Source organism: Ignicoccus islandicus DSM 13165, from assembly GCF_001481685.1.
GTDB lineage: Archaea > Thermoproteota > Thermoprotei_A > Sulfolobales > Ignicoccaceae > Ignicoccus > Ignicoccus islandicus.
Genome location: NZ_CP006867.1, coordinates 977,683 through 1,003,933 on the forward strand (window position 1 = coordinate 977,683; position 26,251 = coordinate 1,003,933).

A 26,251-nucleotide genomic window follows, 5' to 3' on the forward strand; every position below is an offset into this window, starting at 1 on the left:
CGTTACCTAACATAAATACTACTGGTCCATAACCGATTATTAGGTCAAGCGATTATGGAGTGCGGACCTCCAGCAAAGAGATTGCCGAGCATAACTGGTAAGGACACCGAGGCCGTCTTGAAGGAGCTATGGAAGAACGGACTTAACGTGCGGAAGGAAGTAGAAGAGCAAGTGAAAGCGTTCGTAGAAATGGCGAGGAAGAGCAACGAAACGGTCTCAGCGTTCGTTATAGGCGAATGGGGCGAGGGGAAGACCAGCGTCTTCGACGGATACGTGAGGGGCTTGGCCAAGGACTTCTGTCTACTAAGCGTTTCAGCTAGGAGAATAGTTGATTCTGTAAGGAGACTCAGGGCCGGAATGGGGCACTCGTCGGCATTGATCTTCGCCTCAGCGTTGTTGCACTCGATTTCAATGGAAGGAGAGGAGAGGGGAGAGAGCCTAGTAGATCCTTACAAAGGCGAGCCCCTCCACGAGTACTCCAAGAAGGCTTTGGATCAGTTGTTCGGCAAATGTGGTAACAAAAAAGTAATAGTGTTCATAGATGAGTTCGAAGAAATAGTTTCGCCCAAGAACAAGGACGTCGTTAGCGAGGTCCTGAACGGATTGGTCGAACTGATTAATGGCGAGTATGGATACTTGAGCGAGAAGTATCCCGGAAGGCTCCACTTAATGGTAGCTTTAACTCCCTACGCCTACGTCAAGGCCCTAACCTTAGCTAACATAGACGAGAGCCTGAAAGGTAGAACGGAGAGGAGACTGCACTTCAAGATAGAGCTCAGGCCCTTGAGTAGGGTAGAGGCCTTTAACCTAGCTAAGGCTATCTTGAACTTCGCCTTCGGAGAGGACTTCAGTCCATTCCCATACCAATTCCTCAATACTCTCTATACCATAGCGCAAGGCAATCCGGGGGCGTTAACGAGTCTCTTAAGGGTAGTATTGAGCCACTTGAGCGAGGGTAACTGCACTAGGTACACTAAAGACCCATACGAGCTAATAGAGGTGCTCTCTAACACTACCGTCTTCACCTACGTGGGATCGTCTAAAGCAATAGACAAGTTATACTTTGAGAGAATATTAACCTCTATAGCGAGAAATGAGGCGGAACGTAGGGCGGTGGCCACAGTAGCTGCTTACTACTACCCCCTCACTCTAAAGGAGATGAGCGATCTCGGAGGAGTGCCCGTGGAAGTAATTGAGACGTTGGACCAAAGGGCCTCCCTATCCTCAACACCTCTCTTAGAGAAGTTCTGGAGGACCGACGATTACTCCAAGGCCTTTATGGTAATACTTGAGAGCTTGAGAAACGTCTTCACTGAAGGGGACGAGGAGGAGTTTAGGAAGATCATTGAGGAACTAACGTATCCGAAAGGTGAGTCTAACCAATTCTTCCTGGTAATACCTGATGAGAGCAGCGCGGAGATCTTGGAGGACATAATAGGCGAAAGGAGGCTCATAGGGGATATAACCAAACTAGCTTCGTATTTGAAGAAGAAGTTGGAAGAGGCTGGTATTAAACTGGAAGAGAGCTACATGCTCTCGCGTAAACACGCCATAAACTTGTATCCCCCGCCTGCCGTTAGCGCAGCCTTCTTCATAAAAGATCCTCAAATGAGAGCTAAGGCGTGGAAGGATGCCCTCAACGCCGTGAGTAAGGGAGACGTGAACCTAGACAAAGCGTTGGTAGACATGTTGCTAACGGCCTTTCAAGGCAAGCACGTAGGCAAGATGGTTACAGTGAAGGTGCCAACGCCGTCTAAGCAAGTTCCGGTTACCGTTTACCCCAAAGCAGTACTCTTCCGAGATATAGAATTGAGGAAGATAGCGGAGGAGGCTAAGAGGGAAGGTGCCAACGTACTCCTAGTTCTGACTAAGAGCGATATCGCAAACGAGATAGAGGACCTATTGAGCACTTCCGATATAGATTACTTCGTTATAGGCGCTAAGGACGTAAAGGTAATACAGCTAGCTGTTTACTCGATTTACTCTTCTCCTGAAAAGAGGGACGTAATAGATCCCGAGAAGGTTCAAATGTTCTTAAAGAGAATAAGCGAGGAGTTGGGTATAAGGGAAGCGCTCGAGAAGTGGGCCGAGAAGGCGTACAAGGAAGGCATAATAGTTGACGACTTGCCTAGGATATCCGGTGCCTCTGAAGAGAGTATTGCTGAGGCCTACACCTTCTACTTGGCCTATCCATCAAATGAAATGACGACGGAAGAGGTGTTTGAGCACGTAGTGAAGACTGTTAGGAAGTTCATGATATACGGCAGAGGATCCCGTAAAAAGGTTCCCTTCAGTACGGGTATAGACGTGGAAAGTCCCTCCATGTTAAAGAGGTTCGAAGACGATTTAGTTGCAGCAGGCCTGTTAGAGAGAAGGAATGGGAAGCTTAGAATAACCATGAGCAAAGTAGAGAAGAGAATACTAAACGAGGTTAAGAAGAGGGGCAAAGCCCCTTGGAAAGCTATAGAAAAAGAGTTCATATTAGTTGCAAACAACAAGAGGATACTTAGCGATTTCTATTTAAAGATATTGGAAAAGAGGGGATTGGTGAGAGTAGAGAGGAGGGGGAACGAGCCCTATTTAGTGGAGCTCGTGGAACCATCGATAATAGCATCCGAGTTGGACGCTCAAGCGAACAAGCTCGAGGACTTGTGGAACAAGAACGGATACAAGTGGAGCACCTATGCCCACATAGTAGTCTCAAAGAAGAAGGAAGACAACTTAATACTGTTGGAGGAGGTGAAGGACTACGTCGAGAAAGGGGCATTGGAGCTTAGAAGGGAGAGCGACGCCTACGCTATAGCCAGGAGAGCCACGTTCTTACTGAACTTAGGTAAGTACCTGGAGCATCAGCTAGTTCCAGTAACTAGGAAAGCGTATGAGGAAGCCTCCAGGTTGATTGATTCGTACGATAAGAAGATTGACGAATTCAAGACGAAGCTAAGAGCAGTTACCAATAAGACCCTCAGCGTTGCCAAAATACCGACCGTATCTCCCAGCGAGTTCGAAGAGGTAGTGAGGCTTCACGAACTCATGGAGAAAGCTGTGGACATTGATTCAAAACCCTTACCAAAAGACGTGATGAATAGATTAGTGGCGGAAATGAGAGCCAACGGCATCCTCCCAGATCTATTCTACTTCGAGAAATTCTACGATCAGAGGTCTTGGGCACTAGCGGATTTCTTTAACTTAAAATATCACTTAATTAAAGAGAAGACGAACGAGTTAGATCGCTTGCTCAGAACCTACGAGGACTACTTAAGGGAAGCTGAGAAGTACCTTAATAGAATAGAGAACAAGGAAAGGGAAGTAGTTACTAGACTGGAAAGCTTGGCTTCCGGGGGCTTCAATACTAGGCTGAGCTCAATAGCTTATTCGTGGTTGAAGGAACTAATTGTAGGCGAAGGAAGGAACTTCTCGAAGATAGCTCTCTCGTTAAAGGATCTAGTGGAAATGCTAAGTGAAGTAGAGAAGAGCGTCGGCGTGTTCGACGACAACGTCTTAGCTATCCTAAAGATGTTGGATGAGCTTAAGGACGAGGAAGTGCGATTTCACCGCAACTTGGCGTACCTCAAGCTCTGGTATCAATTCCTCTCCTCCTTCTACGATAGGAACGAAGTAGGCAAGGAGCTGGACCTATTGAAGCGCAAGATAAGCGAACTGGAGAGCTCCTACAGGAAGATTTCGGATGACGAAAGGGAGCCCAATAGCTTAGCGGACTTGAGTACGGTATTGAGGGCTCTAAGGAGAAGAATAGCGGAGCTGAATTCCGAAGTTGAGAAGTTGAAGGGAAGCGCTAGGGAACTCCATGAGGCGAAAATGAACGAACTGATTGAGGATTTAAGGAGCGTGAAGAAAACTATAAACCTATTAAAGAAGCTAGATCCGAAGGCAGAAGTACCTAAGGCCATATTGAACGTCGAAATGAAAATAAGGAAGCTCGCTGAGAGCGCTCCAACGTCTATGGACGAGAACGCGACTTATTCCAAGCTAAAAGATCAGATAGAGAAATTGAAGACTTACGTTAAGGTAAACGTAAAGAGCGTGTTGAGCGAGAAGGAGGTATTAGCGCTGGAACTAGTTAGTAGAAAGAAGGAATGGAAACTCAATGAGCTCATAGGGGAACTCGAGGGAGCTGGCGTGAAAGGAGAGGAAGCGCTCAAAATCATTCTATCCCTTCAGAACAAGGGACTGCTCGAGGCCCTAGTGACGGTCAAGTAACTTAAGGAGCTCTTCCTTACCATCGCCTTCCGAGAACTCCAATATAGTTCTGAAGTATCGCTTGGTTTTCTCGTTCGCTTCTAAGTAGACCGCTCCCGCCCCTGGTTGACCGTATATTATTATCGTTCCGTCGCTAGCGAGCATTAAAGCTGGGATAGCTAGTAGGTCCTCTTCGCCCTCTACTAGAACCCATAGGTCCTCCTTCAAAGCCCTTTCAATAGCCTTAGCCGCCTCTACGCACACGAAGCCGGGCGGGTTCCGAACTACTACGAAGCTTCTCAAGAACTTCAAGTTAACCCTTACTTCCCTCCTGGTCTTCCCGTCTACTATCGCTACGAGGGGCTCTATTCCCCTTTCCAAGAGGGTTTTGGTGCTCACGTCCCCCACAGTTACTACCTTTCGTCCATCAATCGCTTCTATTAGGTCATCCGTATTATGGAACAGTATTCCTTGGGGTGCAGCGAGTAAGTACCTTATTTCCTTTGGGAACCTCACTCCGAAGCAGACACTTCCACTGCGTACCTTCCCGGTTTCTTCAAGTACTCCGTCTTTCCTATCAGCTCCGATTCCTCTGAGATTATTATTACTACTCCGTCCCAGTTCTCTGTTATTTCCGTGCTCCCGCAGTACGGACACCTCTCAGTTCCCCTAGGAAGTAAAGCCTTGCAATTCATACACGCAACGAAGGGCTTCCTTCTCAACTTCCGTTACCTCCATCCTCAATCTTACCTAAGTACGGTTGTCTCATAGTAATTCCTATCCTAACTTCGTTAGCGTAGCTCACTTGCACTATCTTACCCCTGACTTTGTCTCCTTTCTTTATTCTAATCTTAGTCCTCTCGCCAACCATGCTTCCAGTTGCTGGATCGTAAATGAACCTATCATCTCCCAGTTGCGACCTATGTGCGAAAGCGTTTATTGGACCGATGTTCACTTCCACACCGGCCTTGGGATTAACGTTATCTACTATTCCCTCTACAACTTCGTGCCTCAAGGGCACGAAGGCTATCAAACTGAACTCTACTTCGTGATAGGTCGCGCCGTCTCCGGGAAGTATGTATCCTTCTTCCTCTATCTTTACGTCCGTAACGGTTAGCACTATTCCGAGTTCCCTATCAACGGTCCCCTCGTAATCTTCCCTTAGGATGTCTAGGGCCACTTTCTTTAGATCCTCACCGAACCTCTCAGGAGGTATCCTAACGACGTCTTTGAACTTGTAGATTCTATACAAGCGCTTTACCCCCTCAACGATCTACCCGTAAAAGTAAAATAATTTCAAGTCTTAGTTAGCTTCTCCTTGAGTTGCAAGGTCGAAAGGAGGGCTACGATCAATATTATTAGCTCCAAGAACAAGTGAGGTACCCATAGTCTCGGTAGCTCGCCATAGGGAGTTATTACGCTCCTGGAAACCCTTCCCGCGTTGAACCAAGCTACGGAGCTCAAGATCAAGTAGCCTTTGGTCTCGTTCTTCCCCAAGCAATATAGCGAGACTGCATATAACGCTAACCAGAAGACGTTTTCGAAAAACAAGAATAGTGGGAATTGCTTAATGACGCCAACGAGGTGCGCTAGATCAATAGCTACGTAGTTAAGCATGAGAAACGCGACTAAGCCTATCAACGCTTTCTTCAAATTAACACCCTAAGGAAAGGCCTCTCCGGGGAAATTACTATACTTTTCTCACTGCTCCGCGCTTCCGTCTCCGGTATTGGAAATGAGAACGCGCGTACTGTTATTGTTCCTAATAGTACCCCTTTACGCGATCTCCCTCAAACCTCTTTGGAGCTTCCAGACGGGGGCGCTCGTTTCGGGAATAGCACCCGGAGAGAAGTACTTGGGCGTGTCCTCATGGGACGGATGCTTGTACTTCCTCGACCTAAGTGGTAAGATGTACGAGAAGATATGCCTCGGAAGCGACGTTGAAGACGTGGATTACCTAAACGGCACTTTCGCCGCAATAACGCTCGAAGGAAAGCTAGTGTTCGTTAACGAGACGACGTTAAAGGTCTATAGGGAATTAAACGCAGGCCCAGAATTCTCTTTTGTGGTAAAGTTGTTGCCTAATGGAACGTTAGTTTGCTTAGAAGGATGCAAGTACTTAGATAAGGAAGGTAACGTTCAATGGGTTTCCCATCTAGGTCACGTCGCTAAGAAGCCCGCGTATGCCTTTGGATACCTCTACGTTCCAACGTGGGACGGTTACCTTTACATAGTAAAGGACGGTAAGGTCCTTAACAAGATTTCGTATTTAGAGAGGGTTTGGGAGGTCAGTTCATGTGGAAAGGAGCTCGCAGTAAGCACCGATAGCGCTGTATACCTTTACAACCTAACCGATCCGATCAAACCTTCGCTTGAATGGAAGGTAGACGGCTTCGAGGAGGCTTGGTCGGTTAGCTTCTCAAAGGATTGCTCTATGCTTGCAATTGCCGATGCGTGCTCTAAATTAGTAACAATAGTTGATTCCAACGGCCAAGTTCTATTAAAGAAGGGCTTCGATGAAGGCGCCTCAACTATATATTTCAAGGGGAACTTGCTGATACTGGGCTCGAGCATAGGAAGGGTCGTAGCCTTCGAGCTCTCTCCTAAATAACCTCCTCCAAGCGTTAATTGACCGCGGGTGATCCTCATGGAAAGTTTATTACCGAAAATAGACGACGTATTGGAGGTTTACTCCTCATTTATTGAGAGGGAAGACGTAGATTCCGCAAATAGGTTCCTAGCGAGCTTGTGTTCCACCATAGCCTTCGCAGTGGCTTCGGGGAAATTAGACGAGGAAAAGGCGAGGAGTTACCTAGAGGAACTTAGGGAAAAGGTAGTTGAAGGACCCGGAATGTTGAACCCATACGTTTTCGGTCTGCTTGGAGACTTAATAGAGGACCCCAAAGACATAAACAGGATAAAGGAGAGGCTAATCCAAATTTGGAGCATGGACGAACTAGGCTTGGAGGACTAGGGGCGCTTTTCCAAAACTCGTTCTGACATCGAACTCGGTTCGAGCGTCCCCAACTTTTTCTTACAGTTATCCATTGAAGAATCATTTTCGACCTCACTATTTAAGCCCCACTGTGCGACTACGATAGCATTGGTACAGATGAGATGCCTTGCCCGTGGTTCAAGGACGGTATGTGCCATAGCCCGAAAATAGGTAAGCCGAGCGCCGCTATAGTTAACAAGAAGTGCACGTCCGATAACTACGAGGAATGCAAGTTCTACGTTCCTCCGGAAGCGACAGATAAGGGCTTGAGCGCGTTCGTATCGGAAGAGAGGAGCGAGGAGAGCTTCGAGGAGAAGTACAAACCTTACAAGTTAATCCACGCGTCCCCCTACAAACCAGAAAGCAAGTGCCCTCACTTCGAGGTCATGAGGGGCACGGACGGTAAGTGGTACGCGCTCTGTAAGGTCATGGACAGACTCTTAACCGTAGTTGAAATGAAGTTGTGTGAACACCATTGGAAGACGTGTCCGTTCTATAAGAACGCAGTTAAGCTCTTGAGTTGAGGAGCCTAGTAGCACCAAGAACCCTTTAGGACGGGGAGGTTCGGGACTGCATCCGTTTCGTTCAGCCCGGGCTGGGTCTCCAGCCCATTACCTAATCCCCATGCGAGGGGACTCGGGGTTACGATGTGATGATTTGCGCGGGAACGAGGCCGGGGAGGACAAACAACAAACAGATGAACGTAGTCTGACATAAATTCTAGAATATTCCTTCGATACTTGGGAATTCCATACGAAGCGGTACTCGCAGTGGCACTCTTCTGTAGTCCCCAGCCTCGCCCTGTACAGACTGGAGCGTTCCTAGCTTGAATTTGTATATTCTCCCTCCCCGCTTTTTAAAAGCGAGGCCTCTGGGGTATACCTAATGGTGGCGGGGCTAGTAGTTCAAGTTGTAGGCTTTAAGAATTCGGGAAAAACTTCTCTGATTGAAGGAATTATAAGGGAGCTGAAAACGTTAGGAATCGAGCCGAAAGTAATTAAAACAACCCATCACTTGCTAGAGGAAACTGACGCTGGAGATACGAGAAGGTTCTTGATAGCGGGGGCTAGGGAAACGGTACTGTTGACCCCAAACGGGATTAGGTATCAGAGCTCTATACCTAGGAAGCTGGAGGAAGTAGTTGAAGAATTGGACGGGTTGGTAATAGTTGAAGGCGGAAGGGAGGTCAAGAGGAGGGAGTGGGTCGGAGTAATTGTAATTAGAAGGGAAGGTGAGTTGAGGGCCCTAATGAGGCCCAGGACGATAGCAATAGTGAAATCGGGGAGAGATTTCAGTAGGGAAGCTAGACACTTGGCCAGAACTATAGCGGCCATGTACAAGGCTCAGCTGTCCCATGCCGCTTTCACCGCTCAACACTCGGCAAACTCCTCATAGCCCTTTGAACTTTGCAAAGAGCAAGGCAGCCGAAAGCGCTACGGCGCCAAGATTTAGGATCGGGGAAGAGCTCTTGAATTTAGCTAGCCTGAACCTCTTGTTGCTGAAAGGGTAGAACGGATAGATGCCGTAAACTGTGAGGGAATCGCCCAATAAGTGAGAAGAATATGCCACTAGAGCGGAGAGGCCGGCGTCGGGACCCATTAGAAAGGCAACGGAAGTTAATATCAACATAGCGAAGACGTTATGTAAGCTCTTCCTGTGCCTCAACTTCAAGTCGAAGTCAGGAAGTTTAGAATAAATTACTGAGGTGAGCGTAACCGATGGAGAAGGGCCTAGTAGGAAAACTGACAGAGAGAAACCTAGAGCTGCGTGAGCGTACCCTAACACTCGTAAGCCCTGGATAGGACTTCCCTTGAGTATCCAATTAAATGCTCTAGATCTCGAACGGATAAACCGCGGAGGGACGAAAGTAAGTGAAGGACAGGTTGCTAAGGAGGTTAGCTAGGGAGCTGCTAGGCGACGACGAGGTTTGGTCTAGGATAGACGTAGTAGGAGACATAGCGTTAATTCACAGGAAATTCAACTACCCTATAGAGAATCTTCGTCTCCTAGCTAATGAGATGCTTAAGAGAATGAAGGGCGTCAAGGCGGTCTTTGCAATAGAACCTGGAACTGAAGGGAAGTATCGGTTAAGGAGACTCATCCATTTAGCTGGAGAGAACAGAACTGCTACAATTTACAAGGAGCACGGTTGCGTTTACAAGGTGGACGTCCAAAAGGCCTTCGTAGTTCCAAGGCTTTCCGGAGAGCACCTTAGGATTGCAGAGCTAGTTCAACCGTGGGAAACCGTATTTAACATGTTTGCCGGGGTAGGTCCCTTTTCTATACTCATTGCTAAGAGAAAGGGGGCGAAGGTATACTCAGTAGACGTTAACCCCCTAGCTTACGAATTAATGGTCGAGAACGTAAAGCTTAACGGCGTAGAGGACAAAGTCATTCCAATTCTGGGAGACTCAGCGGACGTTAGCTACTGGTTAAGGGGAAGCGTTGATAGGGTCCTCATGCCGCTGCCCGAGCTGGCCCCTAGCTACTTGGACTACGCGTTGCTTTCCTTAAGGTATCCGGGTTGGCTCCACTTGTACTTACACGTACTCGTTAGGTGGGGAGAGAGGCCGAAGTTGAGCGCATTGAGAGTCGGTAGGAGGCTCTTAGAAAGCAAGTGTTCCTCCTTTGAGATTAGGGGCGTCAGGTTAGTGAGGACTGTGGGGCCTAGAATAGCCCAAGTAGTTGTAGACGCCCTCTTAAATAAGTGCGAGTTCAAACCAAGGCTGAGGAGCGCTGAAGGCTTCGGACCCCTAAGCCACTTACTTGGAACTCCATGGGATTGGTAAGTCTGGAATTATTTTACGAGCACCTTGAAGTAATGGGAGGGGGACGTCCTTGAAAGCTCTCATAATAGTCGATATGTTAAACGACTTCGTTAGGAAAGACGGCAAGCTCTACGTGGAAGGGGCTGAGGAAATAATAGGAAACATTAAGAGATTGAAGGAGGCGTTCAAGGAAGCTGGCTTGCCAGTAATATATACCAACGATTCCCACCTACCCAACGTCGATAAGGAACTGAAGCTTTGGGGAGAGCACGCAGTGAGGGGAAGCGAGGGAGCTCAAGTGGTCGAGGAGCTCAAACCGGAGGAAGGCGATTACGTAGTAACCAAGAGGAGGTACAGCGCCTTCTTCTCAACTGATTTGGACTTGTTGCTGAGGGAGCTCGGGGTAAGGGAAGTGGTGCTAACTGGAGTAGCCACTAACGTTTGCGTGCTCCATACGGCAGCAGACGCGTTCTTCAGGGGCTACGAGGTAACTGTGGTTAGCGATGGAACTATGAGCGTACCTAAGGAGGATCAAGGCAAGTGGTTGGAGTACATGAAGACGGTCTATGGTGCTAGAATAGCTTCCTCGGAAGAACTAGTTAAGGAGCTTTCCAGAACTTAATAACCTCGTCTATTAGCTTGAAGGAACTGTAAGTTTCCGTAGGTTGCTCCGTAGCAATCTTTACGGCCACGTCCCATAAGGGCCCCTCGCCGAAGGGCTTCGGAACCTCCCTTAATCCTATTGCATAAGAATAGGCTGCCAAGTCGCGTGGGAGTATAACGTAAGCTGGGTTACCGGCCTCCTTAGGATGAAGAAATTCGGAAACTTCGCCCAAGTAGAAGGCCTTTAACAATAAGTACAAAACCTTCTCAGCGGATAAAGGAGTTAAATCTCCCTTACCTTCAACTAATTTGGGTTCGGGACACGAGCGCCTCTTAGCCCTGCTCTTCAGAGAGTTGTAAACCAGTATTGCCTCGCGGAAGTTGTATTCGTTCTTAGTTATCGTGATTTCCTCGCATCTGAGGAGGCCTAGAGAGGAGGCTTCTTTGGCTACTTTCCTTTCCAACCTCTTTATCAAATGCTTCTTGCAGAGGTATTCCCCGGAGGACTTCTGGTAGTAGAAGGCTTCCCTTCCACAGTAACACTTCAAAAACTAAGCCCCTACGCTAGCTAAGGTAAGCGTTATAAAAAGCGAGTTGGATCTGCGAGCGGATAGAAGTTGACTCTATTCGAGGTACTATTTGGAATAGCCCTAATAGTTTCAACGAAGATATACCTAAGCAAGAAAATACTGGAGATCTTAGCTAAGTATTCGCCTTCGGAAGACTTAACCTACATGGGTCAGTGGATTTCAACGCTGTTCCTCTATCTCTTCGGAGCTTTAATGGTAGTGAAGGGCTTCGGGTTCTCAATCAGCGACTTACTGGTTGCCGGTGGATTCATTACCCTAGCTATATCGTTCGCTGCTCAAACCGTTATATCCAACGCGATTTCGGGTATATTCCTTGTAATGGAAAAACCAATAAGAATAGGTGATTTCGTTTACCTCAAGGAAGCTGGAATAAGCGGCGCTGTCAAATCGATTTCAATACTCTCAACCACAATAAGGTTATGGAACGGTGAGCTAGCCAGAGTACCAAATTCGAAGTTCTTCGAAGATGTTATTGTGAATCAGTCCATGCCGATAGTCAGGAGGTTGGAAGTTAAAGTAGGAGTTCCATACGATCTTGAGAAAGTCAAGACTGCCATTGACGTAATAAAGAGAGCAATGAATAACTCGAAGTACGTATTGAAAGTACCGGAACCGGAGGTCTTCGTAGAGGAATTCGGGGACAGCGCCGTGATAATAAGAGTGAACGCGTGGGTCCCATCGAAGAAGTGGTACGAATGCTATAAACAAGTTCGATATACGATATATGAGGAACTGGTCAAGGCCGGAGTAGAGGTGCCCTTCACAACGATAACCGTTATCATAGACCGAAAATCATAACCCACTTGTTAGTTTTCCCGGTAGACGGGCTTTGGATGTAGCCTTCCGGAGGCGAGGCTTGGTCGTTCCTAACTACCGTTGCTGTGTTGCCTTCTACGAAGACGTTTATGGGCGAGACCCAGACCTTGGAAGTTCCGGGAAAGTAGTAGAGCTTGGGTAGGAACGTAGGAAATACTATTCTATTGATGTTAACAGATCTCTCGCTTTCGTTGGCTATTAACACGTTCAATGGAGCTTCCAATAACCAGTTCCACCTGCCTATTCTAACTTCGTGGTATCTACAAAGCAACCCCCTTTCGGGCTTCCCGTAAAGAGCGTAGTTAACGTCAGTAAGTTCTATTATGTCTATCGGGAAGTTCCTAACTCCTTCGGGACCCATATATGGTATGGAAGCTTCGACGTCTATTGGAATTCCAACGTTCACTTGTATAGTTGAGAGGGGGGCTAAGGTTACGTTACGCGAGAATTTCAAGTACAAGTAGAAAGCGAGCTCTCCCCCGTGCAGTATCGGCCTAAGGTATACTTCGGAATAAGGGCTCAATACCATCTCAAGAGACTCAGTATCGTATGTTCTCCTATATATACATAGTGAGGGATTGCACTTGAGCGATACCGTCCACTTGCCTTCCTTTACCTCGTCCTTGTCCCTTATCTTACCGAAGTACCTCAAAGAACCCTCACCTCTAAGTCGTCGGTAACTTCCAGCTCTCCACTTGGCCTCTCTCCGTGTATTTCCCATCCGCTACTCATTAATTTCAATACAGTTTCCAGGTCGTCCACTGGCTTAGGTAGGAGCTTGTAATACTTGAACACCTCCTTGAGCCTCCAAGGACCGACCGGGCTATCGCTTCCATGGTAAACTTTAACGCCCAATTCAATCATGTCCCTAACCCTCATGAATCGCTTCCAATTAGGGCCTAAGATTGACTTGAACTCTTCCACCCCCACGCTCTCCATTATCCCCGGCTGGACGCTCACCTCTATGCCCTCAGAAGCCAAGTACTCGAGTTGGTCATCCCTAGTTATTGCCGCGTGTTCTATCCTCAGGACCCTCTTCGGCTTACCAGCCATTTCGTAGGCCCTTATGACTAAGTCTATTGCTTCATCGCCCATTGCGTGCACTGCTACTCTGAAGCCCTCCTCCTTGCCTCTAATTAGCCATTGACTTAGCTCCCTTTCATCTATTAACTTCCTCCCCTTTCCGTTCATCAATGCCGTCCCGTAGATTAGGACCCCGTCCGCGAACAACTTGATGCCAGGAGAACCCTTGACGAACGCCTCTTTTCTCATATATGGTATTACGTGAACTTTATGGTTCAAGCTCTTCACTAGCTCCCATTCTAGCCATCTAGAGGTCATGGCGTGAATTTGGAGGAAGCCGTTGGAATAGAGGTCGTCTAAAACGGCCTTATACGCACCAACCAATTTGCCGATGGGCGGATCCGGCATTTTCCTCCGAACTAAGAGCATTGCGTCCTCGTACAGCCTTCCCGTGGGAACGCCTTCGACGCACTCTACCCCGCTATAGGAGCAGTCCACTCCAGATATTTCTATTGCCTTACTGTTAACTACTGCCATGTGTCCGTCCCTGGTCGCAATTGAAACTGGCTTATCGCTTACCTCGTCCAGTAGCTCCTTCGTTATTGCCTTCGCTAACTTGTAGTGGAGTAAGCTCCCTATCACCCATCCGCCGTACGTTCCGCCCCTTTCGCTCTCCTCGCGAACCTTACTCAGAACGCATTCTACCGTTGAACACTCCTTCAAATTGAGCTCTAAGAGGGACCTAGCAGTCCAAGAAAGGTGGAAGTGAGTGTCAACGAAGGGTCGAACCCTCAATAGGTCAATCCTCCTGGTACGTCTATTACTGATCGCGAGAACGGGGAGTTAAGCGCTTCGCTTAGGTCCCTTTCCTTCGAAACTAGCGAAGCGAAGACGTTTTGAGGTAAGGAGTTGATGGCCTCTAGACCCTCGCTTAAGCTATCCCTCCCAGCGACTTCTATTTTAACGTGCTTACCCCTGAAGACGTTCTTAGAATAGGCTACTAATGGATGGAGAATTATGGTTCCGCCCTCCTTTATGCACATAGTGGCCGTATCAATGGCCATTTCCTCCAGTACCGAAACTACCACGGCTTCCCATTCTTGGGTACATGCCGACGCCTTCGTGGGGAAGTAATAGGCCGGTACGTTCGGTTCTTGACTCCATGCAAGTATTGGGACTTCCCATCCGCTTAGGTAAGAAACCAGAACGTTGGTTAAGCCGGAGCCTATTAGTAATGCCTTCTTTCCTTCTATTCTCTTTTTGATCCATGAGGCTATTGCGCCCGTTCCAGCTAAGGCTAACTTTAGAGGGTTCCCCGGAGGTAGTACCTCGACGTCTTTTTCCGGAACCACGAAGTATTCGCTCAAGGTCCCATCTAAGTGAACGCCAATTATCGATCCTTCGGAAGTGATTACGGGAGATGAAACTATCGAACCTCGTTCCACGTTCGCGTTTATTCCGGGCTCTTCAACTATACCGTAGCCTTCCATTCCGACGATCCTTCCGGGCTCTACCCATATGAGGCCCCTTACGAGACCTCTCTCCAAGGGACCTACTACGGCTTTCTCTATCTTTACCAATAAGTGACCTTCTGGTATCGGTGGAATGGGTTTCTCCTCAATTTGTAAGTCTCCTTTAAAAACTAGGCTTTTCATTGGGTCTGCACCATTTTCCTCTTCAAATACGGTACGAGACCACCGCTTTCCAATATCTCTAATAGGGAGGGTGGGAGCTTGGGTACCTTGAACTCTTTCTTTAAGTTACCTTGGGGATCGTAAACCCTCACTACGCCGTTCTCTAGATCTACCTCCACTTCGTCTCCTTCTTCCACCGCTTCGCTAATTCCAGGAACTCTAACTGCCGGAAGGCCTTGATTTATGCAGTTCCGATAGAATATTCTAGCGAAGCTCTCAGCTACTACCGCCTTCACGCCGGCTCCCTTTAGCGCAACTACTGCTTGCTCCCTGGAGCTACCCATACCGAAGTTCCTGCCGGCTACGACTATTACGCCCCCTAGCTCCTTACTCTTCTTATAGAAATCTGGCATTATGGGTTCGAAGCAATACTTTCCTAAAGTCTCCGGATCAGTGTATATTAGGTACCTACCGGGTATGATGACGTCAGTGTCTATGTTGTCGCCTACCTTTACAGCTTTAGCTCTAACTACCTTTTCCACTACGAGCACCCCAGAGGTCCACGCGTTGACCTCTAAAAGCGTGTACTGCCTTCACGGTTTCCCTAATTTAGGGAAAACGATGACTATTATCGGTCCTTCGACTCTGTGGACCCTCACCTCGTATTCCTCTTCGGCGTCCTCCGGTATCCTTAGTATCTTGACGTACTCCCTCACCTCGCCTTCTTCCAGCTTTATTGTTTCTCTAAGCTTCACTCGCACTTTTACTACTCGCTTATGAACGCCGACGGTCAGCGTCCTCTCGTCAGCTAACGGTACGTCTATCAATACTTCGTACCTATCGGGGTACTCTACCACGTAGTGTAGGGGCTCGGTCTTACCGTTAGGCGAGATCACGTTCCTTCACCTCAAGCGTAAGTGAGGGGCTGAGCTTCCTTCATTACGGTCATCGCTCTCTTGACATTCTCTTGCAATCGGGCCTTTATCTTCTCCGCGTCTTCCAATAGCTTTTCAACGTTGACCTTTATCCCGTACACTTTCTCCAAGCCTTGTAAGACTACGGCGGCCGCTCCCGGATCTGGGAATTCGGGGAAAGCGTCAGCTAGGAGGGCGACCGTTGGAGGGTTTCTAACCATAGAAGACTTAAGTAAGGCGGCAGTGGGTCCATATAGTATGCCGTCCTTGAGGGGTCTACCCCATTCCCTTAGTTTATCCATTTCCTCAATGTCGGTTTGGGAAACTATCCAACCGGGTCTGGGTTTAACGTTGAGCCTATTCGGGTTCGCAAGTCCGGTTAAGGAAATTATTCGTTCGCACCTTATTCTCGCAGCGTAATCCATTATGGCTTGGGAAAGCGGGAAGACAGATGGCGGTGGTAATGGAATTTCAGGGAATATTAGAGCTACCTCTCCTCCATGGTAAATTCCTATAGGGTAATTGGAAACGCCCTCCTTAACTGTGGTCACTAGCATTTCATCGGGAATGTCTATTCCACCTATTTGTTCGAGACCTAATTCCTCGATTAGGTGCCTGGTAGAAATTATGCCCACGAGGCCGACGTCGTGGAAGCCAACTATTAGGTACTTGGCCTTTACCCTCTTATTTTCATGTACTTCAATTATCACAGTATTTCCCCTCGGGTACGTGGAATCCTCATCACGAATCAGGGGGATCGAGGTACCTCATCAGAAAAAAGCTTACATTTCTTCAACAGTGTAGGAGTAGGCTCCTGGCTTAACTAACTTGTCGAACGATTCTGCTGGAACGTAAACCTGGACTCTCCTGTTCTTAGAATATAACTTTACAACGCCCTTAGTCTCTAAGTCCCTAAGTATTCTCTTGGCTAATCCAATTCCTACTTCCATCTTGTTAGCTAAGACGTATGGAGTTACGTATTGCATCTTCCTAACTATGGCCTCGGCCTTCCTGAGTACGTCCCCCTCAGCGACCACTCTCTGGGTCACGCCTCTAGTGCTCTTCTTCTCTTCTATCATTCTCTTTCTTATATCCTCTAAGAGTTGCTTCATTTGCCTTTTCTCAGCTGCTGAAAGGGGTTTGTTTACCCTACCCATTTCCTTCTAACCCCAGTGAGTTTGATGGGATAGGGGAAAATAAAGACAGTCCGAGAACCTAAAACCCTTGGAAGGACCCTAACGCTAGGGAAGGAAATGGACCTAGGAGTGCCTTTGATAATCTTAGGAATTACCTTGATTGTAATAGGAATAATCGTAAGCGTCTTATCGAAAGCTCAAAACGTCGAGTGGGGAGGCGGAGCCGTCATCTTCATTGGACCCGTTCCAATAGTGATAGGCGGCGGGAAATTGGGATGGCTCGCAATTCTAATAGCCGTCTTACTAGCGTTTGCAATGATTCTAATGACGTTTGTTTACCTTCGCTCAATGCCCCTTGAGCCCCCTCGCCAAACTCCCTAGTACTTCTAAGCCGTACTTAAGCTCAGCCGGTGGCGCAGAGAAGCTTATCCTCAGCGACGTCTTACCGTATTTCTCTGAAAACACCTTACCTGGGATAGAAATTACCCCCTCCTTAGCTGCTTGCAAAGCTAGTTCTTCCGAGTCTACGCCGAAGTCCGGGAACGCGTAGAAAGATCCATCTCCAACTCCTGGAAAGTCCGAAATTCTCTTTAATACACTAATTACTTCCTCCCTCCTCTTTGCGTATTCGCTGACCATGTCGTTTACGTGTCTCTCTATTACGTCGGGCTGCTCTAAGATCCTCTCGAGGGCTATTTGTTCCCATTTGCAAGGGCAGCCGTAGACGTTCGAGGCAACCGAAATGAGCTTCTTTATTACGTCCTCCTTCGCGACTATTGCGCCTAGCCTCCAACCGGGAATGCATAGTATCTTGCTGAAGCTATAGACAAAGGCCCCCGTTTCCCTCCACTTGGGCGTTGATAAGAAGCTCACGTGTTTACCATTGTACACGAACACGTCGTACGGCTCGTCGCTTACTACGTAGCTTTTCCTTTCCCAAGCCCTTTCAACCAAATCGAACATTCCGTCGCCTAGTACCGAACCGGTGGGATTGGAAGGCGAGTTAACGACCGTCAAGCCCTTGCTAGGTACTAAGGCGCTTAAGTCTTCGGGGAAGGAGTAACCGACCCCGCTCCTTACTAATGGAACTTTCCTTACAGGCCTACCTAAGGACTCGACCACTGGTTCGTAGCTGTAATACGTCGGATCAGTTAAAACGACCTCGCCTTTTGAGAAATAGAGCAAGGAGAGGTAAAGGGCGGCTTTACCGGAAGGGGTAACCATTACTTCCCTTTCAGATATTTCAGTGTTATATCTTTCGGAGAACCACTCAGCTAATTTCCTTCTCAGAGAAGGAATGCCTCCGCTAGGGGTATACGTTGGCTTAATTTCGGTTGCTCTAATTAGTTCCTCGACCAATTCCCGGGGAGGGTTCTTATCGGGTTCGCCTAAACCCAAGTTAGCGCGAATTTCGCGAGCCAAGGACTTGGCCTTACTAACGAAGGACAAGGTTGAATCTGCGGAGAGCTCCTCTATCAGAATTTATCCCCTATGAACCTCACCCCCAATCGACTATAATTACGTTTGAGTTTCTCGCTTGCTTGTATACTATCGCTAACTACACATATGGGAATAAACTAGAGTTAATAATATTGGTAATATTAACTTATTACCGATATATGGGTCAATATAGATTGTGTAAGGGGAGTCCCGTTGGGATATAATATCGAGGAATTCATACCAGTGCTCCCTTCTAGGGAGCTGATTTCGGAGTTTATTGAAGAGCTTTATAAGGAGAGCCGTGGAGACTGCGTAACGATACTGGATACTATTTCAAAGTTACTCGAAGGAGAACTCGAAGACTCATTACGCAATTTAAATAAGTATTTCGGAGACGGCGAAATTCACCCCGAAGCTGCTCTTAACATACTGATATTAAAGAGCTTCAAGGACTTCCTACGATTGTACAGCGATCTCATAAGAAGCGCTAAAGACGGTAACCTAGATCCGGAAACCAAATCTGAGGTCGTCAACGTTCTAGAGCCCCTAATCGCGGTGATAAGGCTAGCTGGTAGCTGGAACGCCATTGCTTCCAGAGAGGTTCGAGGAAATCTTCAACGGGAAATTAAAGAACCTTCCTAGAATTGGCGAATGAGAACTATCCTCAAAATATATAAACTGTTTTTTCCCGACACCCTTCGGAGCCGGGTCGTCTAGCGGCCAAGGATGCGGGGCTTTGGCCCCCGTGACCGGGGTTCGAATCCCCGCCCGGCTACCATCCTATCTCCCTCAATTACGTTTCTATACTCAACCATCACACCGTGTAAGTCAACCCTAAGGTATTCGCAAACCTTGAACGCATTGAACATTATCTCAAAAGAACTCCATTTCTAACTAGTAAGTTCTCTATATGGATTAGGTTTTCGGACTGAAGGGTTAATTCAATTAACATATTTTTCAAGCGATTTCAATTATCGATATTCAACTTTTAAGGCGAAAAAATTGGCAGTGGCAAAAACCTTTTCAACAATACTACATTCTGTGAATTGAATCTACCAAGGAATTCTTTTAAACGTTGAATAAGCTGGTGTTAAATGAGGAGTGGTGACGATGAGATCGGCCTTAATGGCCCTGTTCTTCGCGGCCGCCTTACTGGCTATGCCAATGATGGGTCCAATGCATGGCGGAATGAACGAAAACGCTAACACCATTGACCTCATGGCCGCCATAAACAACCTACCTAACGTTAGCCAACAGACCAAGGCTTGTCTCGCTTGCCACGTGCAATACACTCCCGGTATAGTCGCTGACTGGCTCAAGAGCAAAATGGCTCACGTTACCCCAGCTGAAGCTTGGAAGAAGCCAGCCATCAAGAGAGAAGTGAGCACTCCGCTCGATGAGATACCGCCGCAATACAGGAACGTAGTGGTTGGATGTTACGAGTGTCACACAATGAACGCTGACAAGCACCCCGACACCGTTGACCACTTCGGCTTCAAGATACACCCAATAGTAACCCCTAACGACTGTAAGACCTGCCACAAGGTAGAGGTTGAACAGTACAGCCAAAGCAGCAAAGCATGGGCCTACAAGAACTTAATGAAGAATCCGGTCTACAAGGGCCTAGTAGATGCTTCTACTACCTTCATGTGCATGGGTAAGAAGATAGGCGGTGAACAAACCAGCCAAGCTGCTAGCTGTCTGGAGTGCCACGGTACTGTAGTTAAAGTAAAGGGCTTCAAGCAAATAACTTACAAGGGCCTAGTTGTAACCGTACCGGACTACGAGGGTTGGCCTAACCACGGAGTCGGTAGGGTCAACCCGGATGGGAGCAGGGGAGCTTGTACTGCTTGCCACCCCAGGCACAGCTTCGACATAGCTGTAGCTAGGAGCCCCTACACTTGCGGTCAATGCCACCTAGACCCGGACGTACCTGCCTTCAACGTATGGAAGGAGAGCAAGCACGGCAACCTATGGATGGTGCATCACAAGCGCTACAACATGAAGGCTCCCGATTGGAAGCCTGGAGCTGACTTCCAAGCGCCCACGTGTGCAACTTGTCACATGAGCCAGTTAGTAGACCCGATAACTAAGCAAGTGATAGTACCTAGGACTCACAACGTTGACACTAGGCTATGGGTAAGGCTCTTCGGTCTAATTTACGCTCACCCAATGCCCAAGGTTGGAGACCACACCTTACTGAGCGTTGAGGCCGTCCCAGCTAGCACTGCCGAGGCTCTAGCCAAGCAAGGACTAACCATAGCGAAGGCGTTAGTTGGAGTAAAGCTACCAATGCCGATAAGCCTAGCGCCCGATGTAAAGACCGGCAAGTTCGTATACGCAAAGCTACCTAACGGCGAACCCGGCCTAATAAGCCCAGAGGAGCAAGCTAAGAGGAAGGAAACCATGAAGCTAATATGTACTCAATGCCACTCCAAGGATTACGTTGAGAACAAGTTCAAGCTACTAGACGAACAGATCAAGGAGAGCAACTTAGCGACCCTAAAGGCAACCGTGCTACTACTGAAGGCGTGGCAGAGCGGCCTAGCTCACGTGGACCTAAAGGACCCGAAGACCCTCTTCGACGAGTACATTGAGAGGCTGTGGATAGAGAGCTGGCTGTTCTACGGCAACAGCATTAGGTACGGTACTGCGATGAACGGCCAAGACTGGACCACCTTCAAGAGAGGCTGGTACCAGTTAACTAAGGACCTAGAGCAAATGCAAATGTTACTCGAGCTATACAATAAGGCGGCCGCTAAGTAAAAAGATTTTTTTAAGACACTTGCTCATACGCTCATATATCCCGTTACTTCTCCCCTACTTTCGGGAGGCCGGAATGAAACACCTCTTCTATAACACCGTAATTTTCGCGATGATCGTCCTAGGTTCGACGATCCTCTGCAGAGCTTTCGGCCTTCTCGGCTTCCTATGGACGTTCTTCGTAGCTTACAGCCTATACTTCCAACTTAGGAAGGACCTTTGCACCAATTGTCCCTTTTACGGCAAGCCTTGTTTCTCCGGCTGGGGCCTCCTAGCTAGCAAGTTGTTCGAAAGGAATTCCGGTAATTTCGAGAGGGGTAGGAAGCTAGCTGCCATCACTTGGGGTTCCTTCTTACTGCTCCCACCGACGATTTTAATATTGGTAGGGGATTTGTTCACCTTAATTCTATGGCTCCTCGCTAGCTTTTACGTATTTAGCGAATTTTACAACTTCCACAAGACGTGTCCGCTAAGGAGCAAGTGCGAAGGAAAGGGGTAAGCGTTAGTGAGTGTCCGTAATAGCTTATTAGAAGCGTACGTAGGTGAACCTAAAGGGGAGGTCGATTGTTCTGGGTAAAGCTTCACGAAATGGGAGTCTACAAAATGCTGACAGTGGTGGACGAAGAGTTAATGGGCGTTGAAGTGAGGGAGGGTGAGGCAGTTTTAAAAGTAGAGGAGAGCTTCTTCAAAGGCCACTTAACTGACGAGGAAGGCGTAGAGGGTCTCTTATGGAGGGCTTCAATCGTTTACTTCATTGGCGAAAGGGCAGTTGAGCTAGGCCTCAAGAACGGGTTAGTTCACCCTGAAGCGATAAAGAGAATAGGCTCCATACCTCACGCCCAATCGTTCTCGTTAGAAATATGAGGTGCCGAAGGCCGCTATAGCCCACCTTCTGTACTTCGGCGGCATTTGGCTAAGCGGTCCCCGGGTCCCCCTTCCGCGGCGAGGCATCGGGGGACCCCCTTGCTCCCCGGAGGACGGCCGTTTCAGCCCCGCTAGGCCTTCATGGATCCGGATATCCTTCCCGTCGCCGGGAAGGAGTTCTCCATCCTCTCTCTGGCCCGGGGGTCTCGTTTCTGTGCCGGAGCCCGGGCTCTCAACCCGGTCCCTCGCGGGACTCCGGTGCCGCGGGGAGGGTGGAGCTTCCTCAGGGCCTTCGCGGCCCCGTGGCCGCCAGCGGCCTTCGGCCAGTAAACTTTAGGAACGTGAGGGAAATTAATTTGGAGGCTCGCTCACGTTAGCACAAGTCATCCCTCTCGCGAGGTCTCTGACACACCGCCCCGCTCATTGCGCCTCTTCCATTCCTCTATCATCTCCTTCACTTCCTTTAAGGCGTCTTCGTATTCTAACTGAAACTCTTCCGCAGGCTTAGGGAGCTTGGCAGTAAGGGCTACGAATCCCAGAGCTAAACCAAAAGCTATCCAAGGCAACGATATTAGCGTTACCAAAACCTTCAAGCCCGTTCCGAATAGTAAGTAAGATACTAACGAGCCTATGGCTAGCATTGAATACAATAAAGAGATTAGCCCTATTGCAATTAACTTAGCCGATCTCCTGTAGGGCCTCTCTATCAAGTCTAGCTCCATCAATACAACGGGCCCAACTTAATATTACCTTTAAGTCTACGAAGGCAGGCGAACGGATCTTGATGACCGTTGACGGGTACGTGAAGCTGAGGACTAACTCGAAGTTCAGGTTTAAGTGTACTAGGAAGGCGAACTGCTGTAGAGGCGGACCCAACGTATCGCTAACGGTTTTCGACGTAATAAGGATAGCCAAGTACTTAGGCAAGCACTGGAGCGAAATAATACCGACATACGTGAAGGTGATAATAGCCGACGTCGTTCCCTTCTTAGCCTTAAGGGGAATAAGGAACGAGTGCGTATTCCTAAGGAAGGGGGAGAACGGTTACGAATGCGAAATATATCCCGTTAGACCCATGAGGTGCAGGCTATACCCATTGATTCCCTCTGCCCCAGGTTCCGATGTGGTCTACTTAGATCCCAAGTGTCCGGGAGTGGGCAGCGGCCCGGAGAGGGAGGTCCCTAAGGAGACCTTAGAAAAGTACTACGAGGAGGTGAGGATACATTATAAACTAATAATGGAAAAAATCTTGGAGAAAGGGTTGGAACCAAGGGAGGCGTTAGAAGAGGTATTGGACGAGCTCTGGGAAGAAGTGAAGGTAGAAGCTCCAGAGGGATTGCCTCCCTAGATCCCTAAAGCGTTCTTAAAGATAATTCTAAGCTTCTCCCCATCTATTATTGCGTACCAGCCTTCCTCTAGGCTACCCGAATTAATTACGATCGTTCTCCCCAATTTGTCCCATCCCCTAGCTTCGTGTACGTGACCGCAGTGAACGACCAGAGGTTCCTTCTCCTCTACGAGTTTCCTAACGCTATTTGACCCGATGTGGTTACCGGTCCAAGCCAGATCTACTACGCCCTTGGGCGGGTAATGCGTTAGGAGCACATCGAACTCCTCTCCAATTAGCTTCTTCAGTGAAGTTCTAGGGTCTTGACCTGAGACGCCAGCGAACTTAAGTCCTCTGAACGTTACTACCTTGTTCTCAACGCTCATGCCAGTGTCTTCCAAGTAATCAGCTATCTGGGGATCGTCCGAGTTGCCGGTTACTGCCAATACCTTAGCCTTAGCCTTGCTCAATTTCTCAGCTGTACTTAAGCATTCGAAGTCTCCGGTTGCTACTACTAAATCGTACTCTTCATCCTCCAGTACTTTCTCTAAGAGTTCATCGTAACAGTGCACGTCGCTTACGTGTAATACCTTCAAGAGTCACCTCCCATGTTGCCCTGCTATCGAAGTAAAAGTTTCTTAGGTAATGCGTGACGGTTCTCTAAGGTGCTGTACCTTAAGAGGCGGTTGGGACTTCAATCAAAAGCCCCTCCTAGTTTTCTGGGAGACAACTAAGGCTTGCAAGCTAGTTTGCAAGCACTGTAGGGCTGAGGCAATAGAGAAACCTTTGCCGGACGAGCTAACCACCGAGGAAGGCAAGAGGTTCATAGATCAAATAACTGAGTTCGGTAGCCCATACCCGCACTTGATAATGACTGGCGGAGACGTCCTCATGAGGAAGGATTTCTGGGAGCTAGCTCAATACAGTATATCCAAGGGAATTAGAACTCTAGTTGCGCCTAGCGTAACGCCGTTATTGACAGAAGAGAAAATCAAGAGGATGAAGGAAATTGGAATAATTGGTATGAGTTTGAGCTTGGATGGAGCTAGACCGGAAGTTCACGACGAAATTAGGGGAATACCGGGAATATTCAATAGAACCGTTGAGGTAATGAAGTTCGTTAAGAGTATTGGTATGTTCTTGCAAATAAATACTGTTGTTATGAAGCCTACCATCAACGACTTGCCCGACGTTTTCAAGCTAATATACGACGTCGGAGTGGACGCTTGGGAAGTGTTCTTCCTAATACCGACCGGAAGGGCCGGAGAGGAATTAGATTTAACGCCGGAAGAGTATTGGGACGTAGTTAACTTCCTTTACGACGCATCAAAGTACGGAAAGGTAACTATAAGGACGACTGAAGCGCCGTTCTACAGAGTGGTCTACCGTCTCAGGGTGGTAATGGACGAAATGGGGAAAGACGTGAGCGAAATCGGGGTTGGCGAGTTGTACTATAAATTGAGAAGCAGGTTAGAAGAGGTCATGGGTCCGATCCCCAAGGAGCCTCCTAAGCAAAAGAGGGCGCCTTCCGCATACACTAGGGACGGCTACGGAATAATTTTCGTTGCTTACAACGGCGACGTCTATCCTTCCGGGTTCCTACCCTACAAGGTGGGCAACGTTAGGGAAAGGAGCTTGAAAGACATATACCTCAATAGTGACGCACTGAAGAGAATAAGGGATTGGAGGAACTTCAAGTCTCCTTGCGGAACTTGCGAGTTCGGTTTCATGTGCGGTGGAAGTAGGGCTAGAGCCTACGCGTACCAGAAGGATCCATTCGGTAGCGATCCGGCGTGTCTATACCCGAAAATAAGGGAGAAGTTGAACTCAATCATAGAAACGGCGTTGCAATTCAGCTCCAAATGAGATAGTAAATTAAGACCGCTGGCCCGAGGGCGAAGATCGTATAGAACAAGCCTAACTTCACGAACCTTCTAAATGGAACTCTGTACCCAGCTTCCGCCAGTAATTGAACTGCCGCTACGTTAGTAGACGTGCCAAAGTAGGTCACGTTTCCTCCAAGGGTCGCTCCTAAGAGGAGCGCAAGTAATAGCTTGAACCAGTATATGTGACAGTGATCGCTCAAGCTCTCGATTACCGGGAACATTGCTAATAGGTAAGGAACGTTATCCATCACGCTCGAAATTATTACCGATACGATTATTATGGATGAGGTTATAACGAAGTAATCGCAACCCAAGCACTCCTTAAGGACGTTTGCGACTACCTTCATCACTCCGCTGTCTTCGAGCGCGCCCACTAGAACGAACAGGCCAGCTAAGAACAAGAGGAGCTTCCACTCAACGCTTTGCAACGAGAACTTGAGATCCTCTAGGCTCCTCCTATAAAGCAGTATTATCGCTACCGCTACCAGAGCCGCTGGCGCTAGTCCTATCCCCAACACTTTCCTTATTGATAGCAAGAATATTTTCACGCCTAGCGCTGTGAGGGATACCTTCGCCAAATCGCTATCCGTTACACCCTTGAGCTTCCTTAACGCGCTTTCGAAGTCCACCGTATCTTTCAAGAAGGCGTAAGAGAACGATAACGTCGAGACAATTAGGCCTACTAAAACCATCCAGAATATAGAAGGCTTCCCGTCCTTTACTATGAAGTCTATGAAGTCTAAATTGAAGTAGCTCGCAGCTAGAGCGCTTTGGGGATCCCCTACTAGCAAAGCAGCACCGCCCAAGTTGGAAGCGAAGGCCACTACTAGCAGTAGAGGAACGGCGTCTATTTCGGAATACCTGGCGATCGAGAAGACTACTGGAGCCAACATTATGAGGGTGGTAACGTTTTCTATAAAAAGCGATATCACTCCAGAGGTTAGGCCTAAGAGGGCGCCCAGCTTCCTTAAATCGCCCTTACTAACCTCTAGGGCTCTCTTGGCAACCTCTTCAGTAATTCCGGACTTACTTAAGTAAGCCGAAACTACGCACGCTCCCCCAATGAGTCCCAGTACGTCCAGATTGAGGTAGTCGATGACGCTGTTCAAGTTAACTAAGCCTAACGCTATTGCAATGGCGGCTGATGCCAGGGAAACCAAGTACCTCTTCTCTTCTCTCGTAAGAACGAGTATTGCTATTGTAGTTACGAACAAGGCCGAGGCGATTACTTCCCTCAATACAACCTTCCCGTCCTCTCTCGCTGAAAGGACTTAATCAGTGAAGTTTCGTCG

Annotated in this window: 32 protein-coding genes, 1 tRNA gene and 1 other RNA gene; 16 read left to right on the forward strand and 18 right to left on the reverse strand. The window is 48.1% G+C overall.

Translation table 11 applies throughout. The annotated features are described in order from the left end of the window. Positions 1-54 precede the first annotated feature (54 nt). Positions 55-4,221 (forward strand): hypothetical protein, encoded by a 4,167-nt coding sequence (locus EYM_RS05410; protein ID WP_075050029.1) that lies wholly within the window; start codon positions 55-57, stop codon positions 4,219-4,221. On the opposite strand, the gene EYM_RS05415 is transcribed toward EYM_RS05410, so the two are convergent. The 4 genes from EYM_RS05415 to EYM_RS05430 are packed head-to-tail and all read right to left on the reverse strand — an operon-like array spanning position 4,204 to position 5,853. Then, complete coding sequence (locus tag EYM_RS05415) at positions 4,204-4,716, reverse strand: GTP-dependent dephospho-CoA kinase family protein (RefSeq protein WP_168050220.1); 513 nt, start codon at positions 4,714-4,716, stop codon at positions 4,204-4,206. The genes EYM_RS05410 and EYM_RS05415 overlap by 18 nt on opposite strands. Further along, positions 4,713-4,922 (reverse strand): transcription elongation factor subunit Spt4, encoded by a 210-nt coding sequence (gene spt4, locus EYM_RS05420; protein WP_083495078.1) that lies wholly within the window; start codon positions 4,920-4,922, stop codon positions 4,713-4,715. Before spt4 ends, EYM_RS05415 begins: the two co-directional genes overlap by 4 nt. Next, positions 4,919-5,452 carry a DNA-directed RNA polymerase gene (locus EYM_RS05425; protein WP_075050030.1) on the reverse strand — a complete coding sequence of 178 codons (534 nt, stop codon included), beginning with the start codon at positions 5,450-5,452 and terminating at the stop codon, positions 4,919-4,921. The genes spt4 and EYM_RS05425 overlap by 4 nt, the downstream gene beginning before the upstream one ends. A 44-nt stretch (positions 5,453-5,496) precedes the next feature. Continuing rightward, the gene (locus tag EYM_RS05430) at positions 5,497-5,853 is read right to left on the reverse strand and encodes a hypothetical protein (protein WP_075050031.1); all 357 of its coding nucleotides are present in this window, start codon (positions 5,851-5,853) and stop codon (positions 5,497-5,499) included. A gap of 82 nt (positions 5,854-5,935) precedes the next feature. Here EYM_RS05430 and EYM_RS05435 point away from each other — a divergent pair, with 82 nt between their 5' ends. From EYM_RS05435 to EYM_RS05450, 4 genes are all read left to right on the forward strand, one after another. Continuing rightward, positions 5,936-6,811 (forward strand): WD40 repeat domain-containing protein, encoded by an 876-nt coding sequence (locus EYM_RS05435; protein WP_075050032.1) that lies wholly within the window; start codon positions 5,936-5,938, stop codon positions 6,809-6,811. 36 nt (positions 6,812-6,847) lie between these two features. After that, positions 6,848-7,174: a hypothetical protein gene (locus tag EYM_RS05440; protein WP_075050033.1), complete on the forward strand. Its 327-nt coding sequence runs from the start codon at positions 6,848-6,850 to the stop codon at positions 7,172-7,174. A gap of 143 nt (positions 7,175-7,317) precedes the next feature. Continuing rightward, a complete protein-coding gene (locus EYM_RS05445) occupies positions 7,318-7,719 on the forward strand; it encodes a hypothetical protein (protein ID WP_075050034.1) in 402 nt (133 codons plus the stop codon). 361 nt (positions 7,720-8,080) lie between these two features. Next, entirely contained in the window at positions 8,081-8,590 is a 510-nt protein-coding gene (locus EYM_RS05450) for a molybdopterin-guanine dinucleotide biosynthesis protein B (protein ID WP_075050035.1), read from the forward strand. Here EYM_RS05450 and EYM_RS05455 read toward each other — a convergent pair. After that, complete coding sequence (locus tag EYM_RS05455) at positions 8,585-8,980, reverse strand: metal-dependent hydrolase (protein WP_075050036.1); 396 nt, start codon at positions 8,978-8,980, stop codon at positions 8,585-8,587. The genes EYM_RS05450 and EYM_RS05455 overlap by 6 nt on opposite strands. An 86-nt stretch (positions 8,981-9,066) precedes the next feature. Here EYM_RS05455 and EYM_RS05460 point away from each other — a divergent pair, with 86 nt between their 5' ends. Both EYM_RS05460 and EYM_RS05465 read left to right on the forward strand, forming a co-directional pair. Further along, positions 9,067-9,984, forward strand: a complete 918-nt coding sequence (locus tag EYM_RS05460; protein WP_075050037.1) for a class I SAM-dependent methyltransferase — start codon at positions 9,067-9,069, stop codon at positions 9,982-9,984. Between the two features lie 49 nt (positions 9,985-10,033). After that, the gene (locus EYM_RS05465) at positions 10,034-10,585 is read left to right on the forward strand and encodes a cysteine hydrolase family protein (RefSeq protein WP_075050038.1); all 552 of its coding nucleotides are present in this window, start codon (positions 10,034-10,036) and stop codon (positions 10,583-10,585) included. On the opposite strand, the gene EYM_RS05470 is transcribed toward EYM_RS05465, so the two are convergent. Further along, positions 10,563-11,114, reverse strand: coding sequence for a hypothetical protein (locus EYM_RS05470; RefSeq protein WP_075050039.1), 552 nt, complete (start codon positions 11,112-11,114; stop codon positions 10,563-10,565). The two genes, EYM_RS05465 and EYM_RS05470, sit on opposite strands and share 23 nt — an antisense overlap. A gap of 69 nt (positions 11,115-11,183) precedes the next feature. On the opposite strand from EYM_RS05470, the gene EYM_RS05475 reads away from it, so the two are divergent. Beyond that, positions 11,184-11,954: a mechanosensitive ion channel family protein gene (locus tag EYM_RS05475; protein WP_075050040.1), complete on the forward strand. Its 771-nt coding sequence runs from the start codon at positions 11,184-11,186 to the stop codon at positions 11,952-11,954. On the opposite strand, the gene EYM_RS05480 is transcribed toward EYM_RS05475, so the two are convergent. The 7 genes from EYM_RS05480 to EYM_RS05510 form a co-directional block, all read right to left on the reverse strand. Beyond that, positions 11,935-12,624 (reverse strand): DUF432 domain-containing protein, encoded by a 690-nt coding sequence (locus EYM_RS05480; RefSeq protein WP_075050041.1) that lies wholly within the window; start codon positions 12,622-12,624, stop codon positions 11,935-11,937. The two genes, EYM_RS05475 and EYM_RS05480, sit on opposite strands and share 20 nt — an antisense overlap. Then, the gene (locus EYM_RS05485; RefSeq protein WP_075050042.1) at positions 12,621-13,790 is read right to left on the reverse strand and encodes an amidohydrolase family protein; all 1,170 of its coding nucleotides are present in this window, start codon (positions 13,788-13,790) and stop codon (positions 12,621-12,623) included. The genes EYM_RS05480 and EYM_RS05485 overlap by 4 nt, the downstream gene beginning before the upstream one ends. Further along, on the reverse strand, positions 13,787-14,650 hold the full coding sequence (locus EYM_RS05490) for an alcohol dehydrogenase catalytic domain-containing protein (RefSeq protein ID WP_075050043.1): 864 nt from the start codon (positions 14,648-14,650) through the stop codon (positions 13,787-13,789). The genes EYM_RS05485 and EYM_RS05490 overlap by 4 nt, the downstream gene beginning before the upstream one ends. Continuing rightward, entirely contained in the window at positions 14,647-15,171 is a 525-nt protein-coding gene (locus EYM_RS05495) for a 3-isopropylmalate dehydratase small subunit (RefSeq protein WP_075050044.1), read from the reverse strand. Before EYM_RS05495 ends, EYM_RS05490 begins: the two co-directional genes overlap by 4 nt. A 51-nt stretch (positions 15,172-15,222) precedes the next feature. Further along, positions 15,223-15,525 (reverse strand): hypothetical protein, encoded by a 303-nt coding sequence (locus EYM_RS05500; protein WP_075050045.1) that lies wholly within the window; start codon positions 15,523-15,525, stop codon positions 15,223-15,225. Between the two features lie 11 nt (positions 15,526-15,536). Then, positions 15,537-16,253, reverse strand: a complete 717-nt coding sequence (locus EYM_RS05505) for a proteasome assembly chaperone family protein (RefSeq protein WP_075050046.1) — start codon at positions 16,251-16,253, stop codon at positions 15,537-15,539. A 72-nt stretch (positions 16,254-16,325) separates the two neighbouring features. Then, the gene (locus EYM_RS05510; RefSeq protein ID WP_075050047.1) at positions 16,326-16,700 is read right to left on the reverse strand and encodes a hypothetical protein; all 375 of its coding nucleotides are present in this window, start codon (positions 16,698-16,700) and stop codon (positions 16,326-16,328) included. 96 nt (positions 16,701-16,796) lie between these two features. On the opposite strand from EYM_RS05510, the gene EYM_RS05515 reads away from it, so the two are divergent. Beyond that, positions 16,797-17,060 carry a TIGR00304 family membrane protein gene (locus EYM_RS05515; RefSeq protein WP_075050048.1) on the forward strand — a complete coding sequence of 88 codons (264 nt, stop codon included), beginning with the start codon at positions 16,797-16,799 and terminating at the stop codon, positions 17,058-17,060. On the opposite strand, the gene EYM_RS05520 is transcribed toward EYM_RS05515, so the two are convergent. Continuing rightward, complete coding sequence (locus EYM_RS05520) at positions 17,025-18,128, reverse strand: pyridoxal phosphate-dependent aminotransferase (protein ID WP_075050049.1); 1,104 nt, start codon at positions 18,126-18,128, stop codon at positions 17,025-17,027. The two genes, EYM_RS05515 and EYM_RS05520, sit on opposite strands and share 36 nt — an antisense overlap. A 204-nt stretch (positions 18,129-18,332) precedes the next feature. Here EYM_RS05520 and EYM_RS05525 point away from each other — a divergent pair, with 204 nt between their 5' ends. The 5 genes from EYM_RS05525 to EYM_RS05545 all read left to right on the forward strand — a co-directional run bounded on the left by EYM_RS05525 (position 18,333) and on the right by EYM_RS05545 (position 21,746). Further along, entirely contained in the window at positions 18,333-18,761 is a 429-nt protein-coding gene (locus tag EYM_RS05525) for a hypothetical protein (RefSeq protein WP_075050050.1), read from the forward strand. A gap of 60 nt (positions 18,762-18,821) precedes the next feature. Next, positions 18,822-18,897 (forward strand) — tRNA-Gln (locus EYM_RS05530). 332 nt (positions 18,898-19,229) lie between these two features. Beyond that, entirely contained in the window at positions 19,230-20,885 is a 1,656-nt protein-coding gene (locus EYM_RS05535) for a multiheme c-type cytochrome (protein WP_075050051.1), read from the forward strand. Between the two features lie 73 nt (positions 20,886-20,958). Next, positions 20,959-21,381 (forward strand): hypothetical protein, encoded by a 423-nt coding sequence (locus EYM_RS05540; protein WP_075050052.1) that lies wholly within the window; start codon positions 20,959-20,961, stop codon positions 21,379-21,381. A gap of 65 nt (positions 21,382-21,446) precedes the next feature. Next, positions 21,447-21,746 (forward strand): DUF424 domain-containing protein, encoded by a 300-nt coding sequence (locus tag EYM_RS05545; protein WP_075050053.1) that lies wholly within the window; start codon positions 21,447-21,449, stop codon positions 21,744-21,746. Between the two features lie 5 nt (positions 21,747-21,751). Here EYM_RS05545 and rnpB read toward each other — a convergent pair. Next, positions 21,752-22,068, reverse strand: an RNA gene (gene rnpB / locus EYM_RS05550) — RNase P RNA component. Between the two features lie 61 nt (positions 22,069-22,129). Then, entirely contained in the window at positions 22,130-22,468 is a 339-nt protein-coding gene (locus EYM_RS05555; protein WP_157058781.1) for a hypothetical protein, read from the reverse strand. Positions 22,469-22,530: 62 nt separating this feature from the next. On the opposite strand from EYM_RS05555, the gene EYM_RS05560 reads away from it, so the two are divergent. Next, the gene (locus tag EYM_RS05560; protein WP_075050055.1) at positions 22,531-23,094 is read left to right on the forward strand and encodes a YkgJ family cysteine cluster protein; all 564 of its coding nucleotides are present in this window, start codon (positions 22,531-22,533) and stop codon (positions 23,092-23,094) included. On the opposite strand, the gene EYM_RS05565 is transcribed toward EYM_RS05560, so the two are convergent. Further along, a complete protein-coding gene (locus EYM_RS05565) occupies positions 23,091-23,669 on the reverse strand; it encodes a metallophosphoesterase family protein (protein ID WP_075050056.1) in 579 nt (192 codons plus the stop codon). The genes EYM_RS05560 and EYM_RS05565 overlap by 4 nt on opposite strands. 49 nt (positions 23,670-23,718) lie before the next feature. Between EYM_RS05565 and EYM_RS05570 the strand changes: the two genes are divergently transcribed. Next, positions 23,719-24,939, forward strand: coding sequence for a TIGR04053 family radical SAM/SPASM domain-containing protein (locus EYM_RS05570; RefSeq protein WP_075050057.1), 1,221 nt, complete (start codon positions 23,719-23,721; stop codon positions 24,937-24,939). On the opposite strand, the gene EYM_RS05575 is transcribed toward EYM_RS05570, so the two are convergent. Next, positions 24,926-26,197 carry an ArsB/NhaD family transporter gene (locus tag EYM_RS05575; protein WP_075050058.1) on the reverse strand — a complete coding sequence of 424 codons (1,272 nt, stop codon included), beginning with the start codon at positions 26,195-26,197 and terminating at the stop codon, positions 24,926-24,928. The genes EYM_RS05570 and EYM_RS05575 overlap by 14 nt on opposite strands. Positions 26,198-26,251 lie beyond the last annotated feature (54 nt).

Bases quoted from the DNA above. Each gene is read 5' to 3' on its own strand.
- EYM_RS05440 (WP_075050033.1), top strand. From the start codon at position 6,848: ATGGAAAGTTTATTACCGAAAATAGACGACGTATTGGAGGTTTACTCC.
- EYM_RS05435 (WP_075050032.1), top strand. From the start codon at position 5,936: ATGAGAACGCGCGTACTGTTATTGTTCCTAATAGTACCCCTTTACGCG.
- EYM_RS05450 (WP_075050035.1), top strand. From the start codon at position 8,081: ATGGTGGCGGGGCTAGTAGTTCAAGTTGTAGGCTTTAAGAATTCGGGA.
- EYM_RS05540 (WP_075050052.1), top strand. From the start codon at position 20,959: ATGAAACACCTCTTCTATAACACCGTAATTTTCGCGATGATCGTCCTA.
- EYM_RS05560 (WP_075050055.1), top strand. From the start codon at position 22,531: ATGACCGTTGACGGGTACGTGAAGCTGAGGACTAACTCGAAGTTCAGG.
- EYM_RS05535 (WP_075050051.1), top strand. From the start codon at position 19,230: ATGAGATCGGCCTTAATGGCCCTGTTCTTCGCGGCCGCCTTACTGGCT.
- EYM_RS05510 (WP_075050047.1), bottom strand. From the start codon at position 16,700: ATGGGTAGGGTAAACAAACCCCTTTCAGCAGCTGAGAAAAGGCAAATG.
- EYM_RS05570 (WP_075050057.1), top strand. From the start codon at position 23,719: ATGCGTGACGGTTCTCTAAGGTGCTGTACCTTAAGAGGCGGTTGGGAC.
- EYM_RS05515 (WP_075050048.1), top strand. From the start codon at position 16,797: ATGGACCTAGGAGTGCCTTTGATAATCTTAGGAATTACCTTGATTGTA.
- EYM_RS05445 (WP_075050034.1), top strand. From the start codon at position 7,318: ATGCCTTGCCCGTGGTTCAAGGACGGTATGTGCCATAGCCCGAAAATA.
- EYM_RS05490 (WP_075050043.1), bottom strand. From the start codon at position 14,650: ATGAAAAGCCTAGTTTTTAAAGGAGACTTACAAATTGAGGAGAAACCC.
- EYM_RS05410 (WP_075050029.1), top strand. From the start codon at position 55: ATGGAGTGCGGACCTCCAGCAAAGAGATTGCCGAGCATAACTGGTAAG.
- EYM_RS05555 (WP_157058781.1), bottom strand. From the start codon at position 22,468: ATGGAGCTAGACTTGATAGAGAGGCCCTACAGGAGATCGGCTAAGTTA.